Consider the following 12,967-nt stretch of genomic DNA (forward strand, 5'->3'; position numbering starts at 1 on the left):
GAGTATTGGCAATCCCGTGATGGCAGTCAAAGGGACAATCAAGCCATGCGAATTTTGTCCGCGGGCTTGGCCTCAATGCCGTGGTAGCTGGCAAGTGGAGCCCATTAGTAGTGTTTCGGTAGGCACCTCCTGCAACTTGAGGGGGAGGGGCGAATATTTGTGTCTGGTTGATGGTAGACGGCTGTGGCGTTGGGGCAAGGGAACCTTTGTTTTCGGTGGTGTTGCAGGTGGATTTCACATTGCCCGGGCATAAAAAAACCCGGCAATGCCGGGTTTTTTTGACTGCAAGCAGACTTAAGCGGTGAAGGTTTTGCCTTCGAACTGCTCAGCCACGAACTTCCAGTTAACCAGGTTCCAGAACGCTTCAACGTACTTCGGACGCAGGTTGCGGTAGTCGATGTAGTAAGCGTGTTCCCAGACGTCGCAGGTCAGCAGCGGGGTGTCGCCGCTGGTCAGCGGGTTGCCGGCGCCAATGGTGCTGGCCAGGGCCAGGGAACCGTCAGCTTTTTTCACCAGCCAGCCCCAACCGGAACCGAAGGTGCCGATCGAAGTCTTGGTGAACTCTTCTTTGAACTTGTCGAACGAACCGAAAGCCGCGTTGATTGCGTCAGCCAGTGCGCCGGTTGGTTGACCGCCAGCGTTTGGCGCCATGCAGTTCCAGTAGAAAGTGTGGTTCCAGACCTGAGCGGCGTTGTTGAAGATGCCACCCGAAGAAGTCTTGACGATTTGTTCMAGGGTCTTGCCTTCGAACTCGGTGCCTGGCACCAGGTTGTTCAGGTTCACGACGTAGGTGTTGTGGTGCTTGTCGTGGTGATATTCCAGAGTTTCCTTGGAAATGTGCGGCTGCAGTGCATCGTGTGCGTAAGGCAGTGGCGGCAATTCGAAAGCCATGGTGATTCTCCTAATCAGGTCAGTTGCGGTGAGCGCAAGGCCGATCACGGGCGGCCAGACAAGCGCCGGGGAGTTTGTACTCTTTGCGGCGCAGGTGTCGGATCATAGCACCGGGGGTGCGGCTTAACCACGCAACAACTGTGTGGGATAGAGGTTCCAGAGCCGTTTGTAATATTCAGGCGGCGCTGATCAGTTGAAAGGCCACGGTAAACATCATCACCGCCACCAGCAGGTCGAGAATCCGCCAGGTGCTCGGGCGTGCCAGCCACGGTGCCAGCCACGCGGCGCCCAGCGCCAGGGTGAAAAACCACAGCAATGACGCACTGGCCGCGCCCACCACATAAGCGCTCGGCACTGTTTGCTGGGCCCCGAGCGAACCGATCAGCAACACGGTGTCCAGATACACGTGGGGGTTGAGCAGGGTCACCGCCAGTGCACTGAGCAATACCGCTCTTAATGAACGCACGGTCTGGTTTTCACCCTGTTGCAGACTTTGCCTGGAACAGGCGCGACGCAGGGCCAGGCTGCCGTACCACAGCAGGAAGGCCGCGCCGCCCCAACGGGCGATTGCCAGCAACAGTGGATTTTGCGCGAGGATCGTCGCCAGCCCGAACACCCCGGCGGCCACCAGCAACGCATCGCAGGTCACACAGAGCGCCGCCACCGGCAGGTGATGTTCGCGGCGCAGGCTTTGCGCCAGCACGAACGCATTTTGCGTACCGATCGCCATGATCAGTCCCGCAGCGACCAACAGGCCGTTCACATAACTTTGCCACATAAGGTTTACTCCGCGTTGGCCGCGAGTTGCCGCAGTACCGACATCGCGCGCTTGGCGTCGGCCTGGCCGACAAACAAATGGTCGTGGTAATAGCCGGCAATCACGTTGCAGCTGATTCCGGCCTGGCCGAGGGCTGTGGCAAAGGCCGCGGTCAGGCCAACGGCTTCGAGGGCCGAATGCACGTTGAGGGTGATCCACGCCGCCAGATAGTCGAAACTCAACCCGGCCTTTTCGGCTTGCGAGCGCTCAAGGATCACCGTCAGGCCTTCCTGCTCGCGGAAGCTGCCGATGATTTCGCAGTCCTTCGGCAGACGGCCGTCGCGTATTGTGCAGAACACGTATTCGCCGTCGTTGAGCTGCGGGCTCATGCTGAACTCCGCTTCCTCGCCTGTTTTTGCCTTGTCTTGTCTTCGCTCGCTACGTTTTCACACGGCCTGTGCTGGTCATTCTCCTGTTCCAGGCTGTATAAGAAAAACCAATATTGCTGATCGCTCATTAGGAAAACTGATGTTCGACTATAAATTGCTGTCCGCCCTTGCTGCGGTGGTAGAGCAGGCCGGGTTCGAGCGCGCCGCTCAGGTGTTGGGGTTGTCGCAATCGGCGATTTCCCAGCGCATCAAGTTGCTCGAGGCGCGCATCGGCCAGCCAGTGCTGGTGCGGGCTACACCGCCGGCGCCGACCGAAATTGGCCGGCGTTTGCTCAACCATGTGCAGCAGGTGCGTTTGCTGGAGCGCGACCTGCAAAGTCTGGTGCCCGCTCTGGATGAAGAAGGCTTGCCGGAACGCCTGCGCATCGCCCTCAATGCCGACAGCCTGGCCACCTGGTGGGCCGAGGCGGTGAGTGACTTTTGCGCCGAGCAACATCTGTTGCTCGACCTGGTGGTGGAAGACCAGACCGTTGGCCTCAAACGCATGCGCGCCGGTGAAGTGGCGGCGTGCGTGTGTGCCAGTGAGCGCCCGGTGGCGGGCGCTCGCAGTGTGTTGCTGGGCGCCATGCGTTACCGCGCCCTGGCCAGCCCGGCGTTTATTGCCCGGCATTTTCCCCAAGGGGTCAGGGCCGATCAGTTGGCCCGCACACCGGCGCTGGTGTTTGGCCCGGATGACTTTTTGCAGCACCGTTATCTGGCGTCATTGGGCGTGGAGGGTGGTTTCGAACATCATTTGTGCCCGTCATCCGAAGGTTTTATCCGCCTGACCGAAGCTGGCCTGGGCTGGGGGCTGGTGCCGGAGTTGCAGGTGCGCGAACAACTTGAGCGCGGTGTGCTGGTGGAGTTGTTGCCAGATAAACCGATTGATGTGCCGTTGTACTGGCATCATTGGCGCAATGGTGGCCAGTTGCTGGGGTTACTCACCGAGCATCTGGTACGTTTATCCAGGCAGTGGCTGGTGCCGTTGGACTGACGGGCAGCGTCAAGAGCACACGAAATCTGTAATGCGACACGCATGAAAAACGAAACACATCGGAGCAAGTCATGAAAATTCTGGTCACCGGCGCAAGCGGCTTCATTGGCGGGCGCTTTGCGCGATTCGCCCTGGAGCAGGGCCTGGACGTGCGAGTCACCGGCCGCCGGGCCGAAGGCGTCGAACATCTGGTTCGACGGGGCGCAGAGTTCGTCCAGGGCGATTTGAGTGACCCGGAACTGGTTCGCGAGCTGTGCGCAGACGTCGAAGCCGTGGTGCATTGCGCGGGTGCGGTGGGGCTTTGGGGGCGTTATCAGGACTTCCATCAGGGCAACGTGCTGGTCACCGAAAACGTCGTCGAAGCCTGCCTGAAGCAAAACGTCCGGCGGCTGGTGCACTTGTCGTCACCCTCGATCTACTTCGATGGTCGCGACCACCTGGGGCTGACCGAAGAGCAGGTGCCCAAGCGCTTCAAGCATCCTTATGCGGCGACCAAATACCTGGCCGAGCAAAAAGTCTTCGGCGCCCAGGAGTTTGGTCTTGAAGTACTGGCCCTGCGTCCACGCTTTGTCACCGGAGCGGGTGACATGAGCATCTTCCCGCGCCTGCTGAACATGCAGCGCAAAGGGCGTTTGGCAATCATCGGCAACGGCCTGAACAAGGTCGATTTCACCAGCGTGCAGAACCTCAACGAAGCAATGCTCAGCTGTTTGCTGGCGACGGGATCGGCGCTTGGCAAGGTCTACAACATCAGCAACGGTGCACCGGTGCCGCTGTGGGATGTGGTCAATTATGTCATGCGCCAGATGGACGTCCCGCAGGTGACTCGTTATCGCTCCTACGGTTTGGCCTACAGCATTGCGGCGCTGAACGAGGGCTTTTGCGCACTCTGGCCGGGGCGTCCGGAACCGACCCTGTCACGTTTGGGCATGCAAGTGATGAACAAAAACTTCACCCTCGATATCAGCCGCGCCAGGCATTATCTGGACTACGATCCCAAGGTCAGTCTGTGGACGGCGCTCGATGAGTTTTGCGGCTGGTGGAAGGCTCAGGACCCGGGCGCAAAATAAACTCTGAACCGAGCCAACTGATCACGGTCGATCAATGCGGCGAATTCAGGGTTTATACTCGTCGCATTTAGCCATCACTGTGGTTCAGAAAGGTTGCCTCATGTCCATGCGTAACGATGCCAACGACGACTTCGATGATGTACCGAGCCTGCGTGCCGACCCTCACGATGTCGATGATTTTCCAACCGCCGCCGCTGCCCGTGAACACTCCGGCGTACATGCGCGAAGCGCGAGCAGGGGCAAAGTAAAAGTCCCGAGCACCGGCCCGTTGTGGGCCTTGGTCGGGGCGTTGCTGTTTGCCTTTGCCGGCCTTGCCTGGTGGAGTTTTCAGCAGATCTCGCTGATGGAGCAGCAACTGGTTGCGACCCAGGAAAGCTTTGCCCGCATCAGCGAGGAAGCCGCCGGGCGCTTGCAGGATATTTCCGGCAAAGTGGTCGCCAGCCAGTCGAACGTCACGAGCGACAGCGAAGCACTGAAACTGAAAATCAAGCAACTTGAAACCAGGCTGGTGGAGCAGAACCAACAGCAGCAAGGCGTGGTTGGCCAGGCGTCGGACCTGGACAAGCGGCTGGCACAGATCGCTGCGCAAAGCGTCGAGCAACATGCGGTCAATGTTCAGTTGCAGACCGATCTGAAAGCCCTGAGCTCTGAGGTGGCGACCCTGAAAAATACCCCGAGCGACACCAGCAAGTTCGAGGCCCAGCTGAAAAGCCTGGGTGCCGAAATCGCCGCCTTGAAGAAACAAGGCAACCCGAGTGCGGCGATCGAACGCCTGGAGCAAGAAATGGTGGTGATCAAAAGCCAACAGGACAACCGCCCGGCCGCCGCTCRAGGCAGCAACGCGAATGTCGCCGAGTTCGACGCCTTTCGTGGCCAGGTCACGCGCAACATCACCACCTTGCAGAGCCAGATCCAGAACCTGCAACAGCAGCTCAACGCTCGCCCTTGATGTTGTGATCCCTGACCGACCGCTTTCGCGAGCAAGTCGACTCGATCTTTCTACCGAACCTTGTCTTCCCGCCCGCGCAACACCTTGTTCGGCATCGCAATCGCCGCCGCCAGACCCAGCAACGACACCGCTGCGCTGACCATCAGCAAATGCCTGAAGGTCAGCAGCAGCTCGGCGCGCAAGGCGTTTTGAGTCTCGCCCGGTGCGGCGTTCAGGCCATCAAGCAAAACGTTTCCGGAACTGCCCTCGGCAATCAGCGACGAGCCGGTCAAGTGGGCGAAACTCGAATCCTGCAGCAGCGCCAGCAACAACGCCGACATCAAGGCCACGCCGACCGCGCCACCGAGTGAGCGAAACAGGTTGGTGGTGCTGGTGGCGACGCCAATGTCGCGTTGCTCTACCGAGTTCTGTGTGCCGACCAATGAGGTCGGGAACTGCATGCCGGCGGCAATGCCGCAGAGCAACATGAAGGCGCTGCTGATGATCATCGCCTGCGGCGGGCTGAACGCCATGCCGAGAATCGCGATCGGGGTGAGCAGGGCGCCTGTCAGGATCATCGGTTTGTAGCGACCGGTCACCGAGGTCCGGCGACCAGCGAAGTAGGCGCCCATCGGCAACCCCATCGCCAACGGCAACAGGTGCAGCGCCGCACTGTCGGCTCCGGCCCCGGTGACGCTCTGGAAGCGCAGCGGCATCAGCACGATCAGCGAAATCGCCTGGAAACTGGTGAAGAAAATCGTGCACCAGCAAAGGAGCGCATTGCGGTTGGCGAACAGGTGCATCGGCAGCAACGGTTCGCGCGCCCGCCGCTCATGCCAGACGAACAACGTCAGGGTCAGCACCGCACACGCCAGCAACCCGAGCACTTCGTTGCTGCGCCACGAATGCCCTTGGCCAATCTGAGTGATGCCCAGCAGCAACGCGGTCAGGCCGATGATCATCAGCAGCGTGCCCAAATAATCGATGATCGGCTTGYGCTGCGGCACTGGCAAACCCACCAGCGTACGGTTGGCCACCAGCCAGGCGCCGAGGCCCAGCGGCAGGTTGATCAAAAACACCCAGCGCCACGACAGGTACTCGGTCATGTAACCGCCGAGCACCGGTCCGGCCACGCTGGCTACTGCGTACATGCTGCTGAAGTAACCCTGATAACGCCCGCGCTCGCGGGGCGGCACGATGTCGCCGATGATCGCCTGGCTGACCGAAATCATTCCGCCGGCGCCGATGCCCTGAATGATCCGGGCGAGGACAAGCTGCTCCATGCTCTGGGCCATGCCGCAAAACACCGAGGCCAGCGTGAACAACCCCATGCCGAACAGCATCAGTCGCCGACGGCCATAAAGGTCGCCGAGCTTGCCGTAGATCGGCACCGCCACGGTCATCGCCACCATGTAGCCTGCGATGACCCAGGCCAGCAGGCTGAAATCCTTGAACTGGGCGGAAATGGCCGGCATCGAGACGGCCACGATGGTTTGATCCAGCGCCCCGAGAAAGATCGCCAGCATCAGGGAGACCAACACGCTGCGGATGGCCGGTTTGGTGGAGTCAGGCTGGTTCAGATTAGTCACGGGGCAAACCTGCGGGCGGTGATTAACCCGCAAGAGGCAAGGCGAGCGGGGATGCTCGCCAGTGTAAGTCGATAGCAGGCTATTCGATAGCCTCATACGGAAGCCCGACGTAATTTTCTGCAATGGTTTTTCGACCGGCTTCGGAGTCGACGAAGTACTCGAGCTCCGACTCGCTGATGCGCTGGCTGAAGGCATCGCTGCCTTCGAACGTGTGCAGCATCGAGGTCATCCACCAGGAAAACCGTTCGGCCTTCCAGACTCTCCGCAGGCAGATTTCCGAGTACTTCTCCAGCAGCTCGGTGCGGCCGTCGCGGTAGACCTTGAGCAGAATGTTGAACAAGGTGCTGACGTCGCTGGCGGCCAGGTTCAGGCCTTTGGCGCCGGTGGGCGGGACGATATGGGCCGCGTCGCCGACCAGGAACATCCGCCCGTACTGCATGGGCTCGACCACAAAACTGCGCAGCGGCGCGATGCTTTTTTCAATCGACGGACCGGTGACCAGCGTGTCGGCAAGCGCCTGCGGCAGCCGCGATTTCAGCTCCTCCCAAAAGCGCTGGTCGGACCAGTTCTCGACCTTTTCGTCAGCGGGCACCTGCACGTAATAGCGGGTACGCGTGGTCGAACGCATACTGCACAGAGCGAAGCCGCGAGCATGTCGGGCGTACACCAGTTCATCGTGGACCGGGGGGGTGTCGGCAAGAATGCCGAGCCAGCCGAACGGGTAGACCCGTTCGAATATTTTCAGCGTGTCGGCGGGAATCGATTGCCGTGCAACACCATGAAAACCATCGCAACCGGCGATGTAGTCGCAGTCCAGGCGCCAGGTTTCACCGTCCTTTTCAAAGGTCAGGAACGGCTCGGCGGATTTCATCCCGTGAGGCATCACGTTGCTGGCCTCGTAGAGGGTCGATGCCCCCGCCGACTGACGGGCAGCCATGAGGTCGCGGGTGACTTCGGTCTGACCGTAGATCATCACGGTTTTGCCGCCGGTCAACGCGTGTAGATCGATGTGCACCTGGCGTCCATCGAGGGCCAGCTGGAAGCCGCCGTGCACCAGACCTTCAGCGTCCATGCGCTGGCTGACGCCGGCCTGGCGCAACAGATCGACCATGCCCTGTTCCAGGACCCCGGCGCGGATTCGCCCCAATACATAGTCGGGTGTCTGGCGTTCGACAATGACCGTGGCGATGCCGGCGTTGTGCAACAACTGGCCGAGCAGCAGGCCAGAGGGGCCGGCGCCGATAATGGCGACTTGGGTTTTGAGAGTTTTCATTGTTGTTAGGACTCGCAAGCTTCACGCGGACAAAGTCGGTGAATGGTTTTTATGAATCGAGTACTTGCATTTTTCGCTTGTGAGTCGGTCAATTGAAGGTGAAAACTGCGCCGAAACCTGTACATTTCGCCAATCGGGGCGATTACCGCCCGTTACGCTGAGGCCTGGACTGAAGTTATGAACAAGCCTGCCCTTCCTTCGATTCCTGTATTCAAACTCTATGGCGAGAGCCTGGACTGGCCGACCCCTGACTTGTTGCATTGCGAAACCAWTTCCAAACGCAGCCGGGAACATCAATGGGAAATCAAACCCCATCGGCATGCCGATTTATGTCAGTTACTGTTTGTGTACAAAGGTCAGGCGGAGCTTGAGATCGAGGGGCAGCGTACGCAACTGAGCGAAACCGCGATCCAGATCCTGCCACCGCTGTCGGTACATGGTTTTCGATTTTCCGAAGACGTAGAAGGTTTTGTGGTGACGCTGGCGGCACCGTTGGTGGCTCATCTTCAGACGCAGTTGGGCAGCTCGGTGAATGCCCTGGCTGTGGCGCAGAGTTACTCGGCGGGTACCGACGCGGACTACCTCAACAGCCTGTTTACGGCCTTGCAGAATGAGTACGTCGGGCACCAGCCTGCCCGCGAAATGCTCATGCATGCGCTGGTCAGCGTGATCATGGTGTGGGTCAGCCGCCAGGCGATCCAGCGCCGCGCCGCCAGTCAGCGACCACAGCGTGCACAGGAATACCTCAACGGGTTTATTCAACTGGTGGAAGAGAATTATCGCCAGCACGTGAAGGTCGAGGATCTGGCACACCGGCTGGGGATTTCCGTGTCCCACCTCAACGGCACCTGCCGTKAGCTGGCGGGGCAACCGGCATTGCAGATCATGCACGAGCGTCAGTTGCTGGAGGCCAAGCGACTGTTGACCTACACCAGCATGACCATTTACGAGATGTCGGATGTATTGGGTTTCTCCGACCCGACCAATTTCACCCGGCTGTTTCGACGCCGCGTGGGGATCTCGCCGAAGGCGTTTCGGGATCGCTTGAAAGCTGATCAGGATAGCGAGGGCTAAGCGCCCTCGTTACTTGAGGTTCAGGGTCGCGGTGTGTGGAATGCACCGTTCAAAGTTGCAGCTGGCGTACTCACGTGGCAGCTGCCGGGCCTGTTCAACGCGGTAGGCGGCGGTGCCATACAACGCCAGCGCGGCGGTGCAGGTGATGAAGATCGCGAGATACCTTCTGGTCTTGACGTTCATGGCGCTGACCTCTGAACCGGTACCCCTTATTTTTTAAGGGGTACTGATATCAGCATAGGTCAGCGGTGGTGAGTTGCCATAAGCCCCCTCGCCACAAGGTAGGTGTTCTGCCTTTAAAGCCCCGTATCCCACGCAGGTGTTTCAGGAAATCTCGATACCAGAAAATCCAGCATGCTGCGCAGTGCTGCGGGCATGTGTTTGCGTGAGGCGTACACCGCGTACATATTCATCTGCCGTGGTTCGGCGTGAGGCAGCAGGCGCACCAGTTCGCCGCTGTGGATATGCACGCCGGCCTGGTAGCTGGGCAGCATCGCCACGCCGGCACCGGCCATTGCTGCGCGCAGCAGAGTGCTGGCTTCGTTGGCGCTGATGTTGCCCTGCACCGGCACCGAAACCTGCTCGCCGTCCTGTTCGAAATGCCAGAGGCTTTTGCCGAAGTAAGAGTGGGTCAGGCAATTGTGCTGGCTCAAATCCTCTACCCGTTGCGGCGTCGGGTGTTCGCGCAGGTAGGCGGGGGAGGCGCAGATCACCGAACGGCAGACGGTCAGCTTTCGGGCAATCAGGTTCGGGTCCAGGTCGTTGCTGGTGCGGATCGCGAGGTCTATGCGCTCGTCCACCAGGTTCACCGTGCGGTCGAGCATTTGCAGGTCGATGCTGACGCCGGGAAAGCGTTTGACGTATGCCGCCATGGCGTCCGCCAGTTGTGCCTGGCCGAACGAGGTGCTGACGCTGATCCGCAGCAAGCCGCGTGGCGCATCGTCCGGCTCGCTGACGGCGGCCTGCATGTCGCTCGACAGATCGAGCATCTGTCGGCACCGCGGCAGGATCTCGGTGCCGGCGGCGGTCAGGCTGAGTTTGCGCGTGGTGCGGTGCATCAAGCGCGCCCCGACCCAGTCCTCCAGTTCGGCCAGATAGCGCGACACCACCGGGCGCGACAGGTCCAGATGATCGGCCGCGGCTGACTGGCTGCCGAGGTCGACGACGGTGACGAACACCCGCATTGCTTGGAGACGATCCATGATTTGCCCGCTTTCAGAAACAAACTATGTTCAAGCATCGCATTTTTTGTAGCGAGTCAGGCAACTAAGCTCTGTCCCATCGCCAAACACGGCTTATGCACAACGGAGCAGCACCATGATCGGCTTCACTTCTTTCAAGCGTCTTTTACTCGCCACCGCCACCCTGGGTTTTGCCGCTCATGCGGCAGCCGCCACGCCGGCACTGACCCTGGACGTCTACAACCCGGGCGCCGCTGCGATTTTTCCGGTGACCTCGGTACTGGTCAGCGGCGAGAAAGAAGCGATTCTGGTGGACGCGCAATTCGGCAAATCCCAGGCCGAGCAGGTGGTGGAAAAAATCCGCGCCAGCGGCAAGCAACTGACCACCATCTACATCAGCCACGGTGACCCGGATTACTACTTCGGCCTGGACACCCTCACTGCTGCTTTCCCGAAAGCCAAGGTGCTTGCCTCGCAACCGACGGTTGATCACATCAAGGCCACCGTTGAAGGCAAAGTAGCGTTCTGGGGACCGAAACTGGGTGCCGATGCACCGGCAAAAACCATTGTGCCGGGTGTGCTCAAGGGCCACAGCCTGACCCTGGAAGGCAAGCAACTCGACATCATTGGCCTCGACGGCAAACAACCGGACCGGACCTTCGTCTGGATCCCGTCGATCAAAGCGGTGGTCGGTGGTGTGGTCGTCGCGGAAAACATCCACGTGTGGATGGCCGATACTCAAAGCGCGCAGTCCCATGCCGATTGGTTGACTACGCTGAAGACCATCGACAGCCTGAAACCGAACACCATCGTTCCAGGTCATTACCTGGGTGACAGCGCACGTTCGCTGGCCGCTGTGCACTTCACCGCCGACTACATCAAGGCGTTCGACGCTGAAACTGCCAAGGCCAAAGATTCGGCCGAGCTGATCGCCGCGATGAAAAAGCGTTACCCGAACCTCGGCGAAGAAAGCTCGCTTGAACTGAGCGCCAAAGTCGCCAAAGGCGAGATGAAGTGGTAAGTCGTTTAACCCCTTGTGGCGAGGGAGCTTGCTCCCGTCCAGCGCGAACAAGCTCGCTCGCCACAGGTCACACCTAATCAACTGGAGCACTGTTCATGAGCAAGATCGCAATCATTGGCGCCACCGGTCGTGCCGGTAGCCAACTGCTGGAAGAAGCCCTGCGTCGCGGCCATAGCGTCACCGCCATCGCCCGCGACACCTCGAAAATCAGCCCGCGTGCCGGTGTTGTCTGCAAAAATTTCGACGTTGCCGATAGCGCAGCGCTGCAAGCGGCGGTTGCAGGGGCTGATGTGGTGATCAGCGCGGCACACTTTTCGACGATCCCGGCCAGCGCGATTATCGAGCCGGTCAAAAAGGCCGGCGTGAAACGTCTGCTGGTGGTCGGCGGTGCCGGTTCGCTGTTGGTGCCGGATGGCAGCAAAGTCATCGAATCCCCGAACTTCCCTGAAGAGTACAAGGCCGAGGCTACTGCCGGTGGCGTCTACCTCGACACCTTGCGTCAGGAAAAGGATCTGGACTGGACCTTCCTTTCACCGTCGGCGCTGTTCGTCGAAGGTGAGCGTACCGGCACCTTCCGTGTGGGCAAGGATGATCTGCTGGTGAGCGCCGAAGGCAAGAGCTGGATCACCTTCGCCGACTACGCGATTGCGATGCTCGATGAAGTCGAGAAGCCAGCGCATAGCCGCCAGCGGTTTACTGTCGGCTACTAATCCACAGGACACCACGCGCTCCCTGTAGCAGCTGGCGCAGCCTGCGTTCGAGCGCGTAGCGGTCGTAAAACCTGCACACGCGATTCTTCAGGTAAACCGCATGTGCCGGATTGCGAGCGCTGCGCACTCGAACGCAGGCTGCGCCAGCTGCTACGGGGGGAAGCGTTTGAGGTCAGATTCACCGCGCCTGCGCCTGCACCACCAGCCATTCCATCAATTCACGCAACTGCGGCGACGGTCCCGGTTTCTGCGGGAACACCAGGTAATACCCCAGCCCCGTTTTCACCTTCAAATCAAAGGGCATGACCAGCCGTCCGGCACTCAGGTCATCGCCGATCAACGACCAATCCCCAATCGCCACCCCCGTCCCTTGAGACGCCACGGACATCGCCAGGTCCAGGGTTTCGAAATGCTGACCCTTGCCGAGTGTGCTGAGGTTGACGTCCGCCGCTTTCAGCCAGGCCTTCCAGTCCCGCTGATCGCGCGTTGGATGCAGCAGCAAATGTTGGCTCAGGTCTGACGGGCTGTGCAGCGGCACCGGGCCGTCGAGCAGTGGCTGCGAACAGACTGGCGTCAGTTGCTCGTCAAACAGGTGCAGCGACGCCAGTGAACTGTCCGGCGGTGCGCCATACATGACGGCGGCGTCGAACTGTTCGCGATGAAAATCCACGCCATGTTGCACCGTGGTGGTCAGCTCCACCGGCACGTCCGGGCGTTCCTTTTGCCATTGCAGCAAACGCGGCAGCAGCCAGCGCATGACACAGGTCGGGGCCTTGAGCTGCAAGGTTTCGCGGTGTGCGCCGACCTGTTCCACCGCCTCATCGATCAAGCCGAACACTTGCTGAATCCGTGGCAACCACTCAAGCCCTTCGGCCGTCAGGCTCAAACCGCGTGCCTGACGGTGGAACAGCGTGTAGCCCAAATGTTCTTCCAGCCCGGCGATCTGCCGGCTCACCGCGCCCTGAGTGATGTGCAGCTGCTCGGCCGCCCGGGTGAAATTGCAGCACTGGGCCGTGATCAGGAACGTGTGCAGCGCGGGAAGGGGGGGAAG

General features: G+C 60.2%; 14 protein-coding genes. 6 read left to right on the forward strand and 8 right to left on the reverse strand.

Annotated elements, in window-relative coordinates; all coding sequences use genetic code 11:
* Nucleotides 1-294: 294 nt before the first annotated feature.
* The 3 genes from AC1DH9_RS11565 to AC1DH9_RS11575 all read right to left on the reverse strand — a co-directional run bounded on the left by AC1DH9_RS11565 (nucleotide 295) and on the right by AC1DH9_RS11575 (nucleotide 2,037).
* Nucleotides 295-891 carry a superoxide dismutase gene (locus tag AC1DH9_RS11565; protein ID WP_054593772.1) on the reverse strand — a complete coding sequence of 199 codons (597 nt, stop codon included), beginning with the start codon at nucleotides 889-891 and terminating at the stop codon, nucleotides 295-297.
* 175 nt (nucleotides 892-1,066) lie between these two features.
* The gene (locus AC1DH9_RS11570; protein ID WP_103315072.1) at nucleotides 1,067-1,669 is read right to left on the reverse strand and encodes a LysE/ArgO family amino acid transporter; all 603 of its coding nucleotides are present in this window, start codon (nucleotides 1,667-1,669) and stop codon (nucleotides 1,067-1,069) included.
* 5 nt (nucleotides 1,670-1,674) lie between these two features.
* Nucleotides 1,675-2,037, reverse strand: coding sequence for an ACT domain-containing protein (locus AC1DH9_RS11575; protein WP_477808197.1), 363 nt, complete (start codon nucleotides 2,035-2,037; stop codon nucleotides 1,675-1,677).
* Nucleotides 2,038-2,176: 139 nt separating this feature from the next.
* Here AC1DH9_RS11575 and AC1DH9_RS11580 point away from each other — a divergent pair, with 139 nt between their 5' ends.
* The 3 genes from AC1DH9_RS11580 to AC1DH9_RS11590 all read left to right on the forward strand — a co-directional run bounded on the left by AC1DH9_RS11580 (nucleotide 2,177) and on the right by AC1DH9_RS11590 (nucleotide 5,089).
* Nucleotides 2,177-3,070 (forward strand): LysR family transcriptional regulator ArgP, encoded by an 894-nt coding sequence (locus AC1DH9_RS11580; protein WP_054593769.1) that lies wholly within the window; start codon nucleotides 2,177-2,179, stop codon nucleotides 3,068-3,070.
* Nucleotides 3,071-3,141: 71 nt separating this feature from the next.
* The gene (locus AC1DH9_RS11585) at nucleotides 3,142-4,140 is read left to right on the forward strand and encodes an NAD-dependent epimerase/dehydratase family protein (protein WP_427531817.1); all 999 of its coding nucleotides are present in this window, start codon (nucleotides 3,142-3,144) and stop codon (nucleotides 4,138-4,140) included.
* Nucleotides 4,141-4,246: 106 nt separating this feature from the next.
* Nucleotides 4,247-5,089, forward strand: coding sequence for an ATPase (locus AC1DH9_RS11590; protein WP_477808201.1), 843 nt, complete (start codon nucleotides 4,247-4,249; stop codon nucleotides 5,087-5,089).
* 50 nt (nucleotides 5,090-5,139) lie between these two features.
* Here AC1DH9_RS11590 and AC1DH9_RS11595 read toward each other — a convergent pair whose 3' ends face one another.
* Together AC1DH9_RS11595 and pobA are read right to left on the reverse strand one after the other, a co-directional pair.
* Nucleotides 5,140-6,657: an MDR family MFS transporter gene (locus tag AC1DH9_RS11595; protein WP_477808198.1), complete on the reverse strand. Its 1,518-nt coding sequence runs from the start codon at nucleotides 6,655-6,657 to the stop codon at nucleotides 5,140-5,142.
* Nucleotides 6,658-6,736: 79 nt separating this feature from the next.
* Nucleotides 6,737-7,930 (reverse strand): 4-hydroxybenzoate 3-monooxygenase, encoded by a 1,194-nt coding sequence (gene pobA / locus AC1DH9_RS11600; RefSeq protein WP_427536195.1) that lies wholly within the window; start codon nucleotides 7,928-7,930, stop codon nucleotides 6,737-6,739.
* A 177-nt stretch (nucleotides 7,931-8,107) separates the two neighbouring features.
* Here pobA and AC1DH9_RS11605 point away from each other — a divergent pair, with 177 nt between their 5' ends.
* On the forward strand, nucleotides 8,108-9,004 hold the full coding sequence (locus tag AC1DH9_RS11605) for a helix-turn-helix domain-containing protein (protein WP_477808199.1): 897 nt from the start codon (nucleotides 8,108-8,110) through the stop codon (nucleotides 9,002-9,004).
* 9 nt (nucleotides 9,005-9,013) lie between these two features.
* On the opposite strand, the gene AC1DH9_RS11610 is transcribed toward AC1DH9_RS11605, so the two are convergent.
* Nucleotides 9,014-9,187 carry a hypothetical protein gene (locus AC1DH9_RS11610; protein ID WP_020723547.1) on the reverse strand — a complete coding sequence of 58 codons (174 nt, stop codon included), beginning with the start codon at nucleotides 9,185-9,187 and terminating at the stop codon, nucleotides 9,014-9,016.
* Between the two features lie 113 nt (nucleotides 9,188-9,300).
* Nucleotides 9,301-10,206 carry a LysR family transcriptional regulator gene (locus AC1DH9_RS11615; RefSeq protein ID WP_427536191.1) on the reverse strand — a complete coding sequence of 302 codons (906 nt, stop codon included), beginning with the start codon at nucleotides 10,204-10,206 and terminating at the stop codon, nucleotides 9,301-9,303.
* A 115-nt stretch (nucleotides 10,207-10,321) separates the two neighbouring features.
* Here AC1DH9_RS11615 and AC1DH9_RS11620 point away from each other — a divergent pair, with 115 nt between their 5' ends.
* Both AC1DH9_RS11620 and AC1DH9_RS11625 read left to right on the forward strand, forming a co-directional pair.
* Nucleotides 10,322-11,206, forward strand: coding sequence for an MBL fold metallo-hydrolase (locus tag AC1DH9_RS11620; protein WP_427536189.1), 885 nt, complete (start codon nucleotides 10,322-10,324; stop codon nucleotides 11,204-11,206).
* Between the two features lie 95 nt (nucleotides 11,207-11,301).
* Nucleotides 11,302-11,916 (forward strand): NAD(P)-dependent oxidoreductase, encoded by a 615-nt coding sequence (locus AC1DH9_RS11625; RefSeq protein WP_427536187.1) that lies wholly within the window; start codon nucleotides 11,302-11,304, stop codon nucleotides 11,914-11,916.
* A gap of 178 nt (nucleotides 11,917-12,094) precedes the next feature.
* Here AC1DH9_RS11625 and AC1DH9_RS11630 read toward each other — a convergent pair.
* Nucleotides 12,095-12,967, reverse strand: an 873-nt coding sequence (locus tag AC1DH9_RS11630; protein WP_477808200.1) for a LysR substrate-binding domain-containing protein, incomplete at its 5' end; no start/stop codon positions are given.

It is taken from the genome of Pseudomonas sp. 05T35 (assembly GCF_056396605.1).

Bases quoted from the DNA above. Each gene is read 5' to 3' on its own strand.
- AC1DH9_RS11570 (WP_103315072.1), bottom strand. From the start codon at position 1,669: ATGTGGCAAAGTTATGTGAACGGCCTGTTGGTCGCTGCGGGACTGATC.
- AC1DH9_RS11575 (WP_477808197.1), bottom strand. From the start codon at position 2,037: ATGAGCCCGCAGCTCAACGACGGCGAATACGTGTTCTGCACAATACGC.
- AC1DH9_RS11580 (WP_054593769.1), top strand. From the start codon at position 2,177: ATGTTCGACTATAAATTGCTGTCCGCCCTTGCTGCGGTGGTAGAGCAG.
- AC1DH9_RS11585 (WP_427531817.1), top strand. From the start codon at position 3,142: ATGAAAATTCTGGTCACCGGCGCAAGCGGCTTCATTGGCGGGCGCTTT.
- pobA (WP_427536195.1), bottom strand. From the start codon at position 7,930: ATGAAAACTCTCAAAACCCAAGTCGCCATTATCGGCGCCGGCCCCTCT.
- AC1DH9_RS11610 (WP_020723547.1), bottom strand. From the start codon at position 9,187: ATGAACGTCAAGACCAGAAGGTATCTCGCGATCTTCATCACCTGCACC.
- AC1DH9_RS11615 (WP_427536191.1), bottom strand. From the start codon at position 10,206: ATGGATCGTCTCCAAGCAATGCGGGTGTTCGTCACCGTCGTCGACCTC.
- AC1DH9_RS11620 (WP_427536189.1), top strand. From the start codon at position 10,322: ATGATCGGCTTCACTTCTTTCAAGCGTCTTTTACTCGCCACCGCCACC.
- AC1DH9_RS11625 (WP_427536187.1), top strand. From the start codon at position 11,302: ATGAGCAAGATCGCAATCATTGGCGCCACCGGTCGTGCCGGTAGCCAA.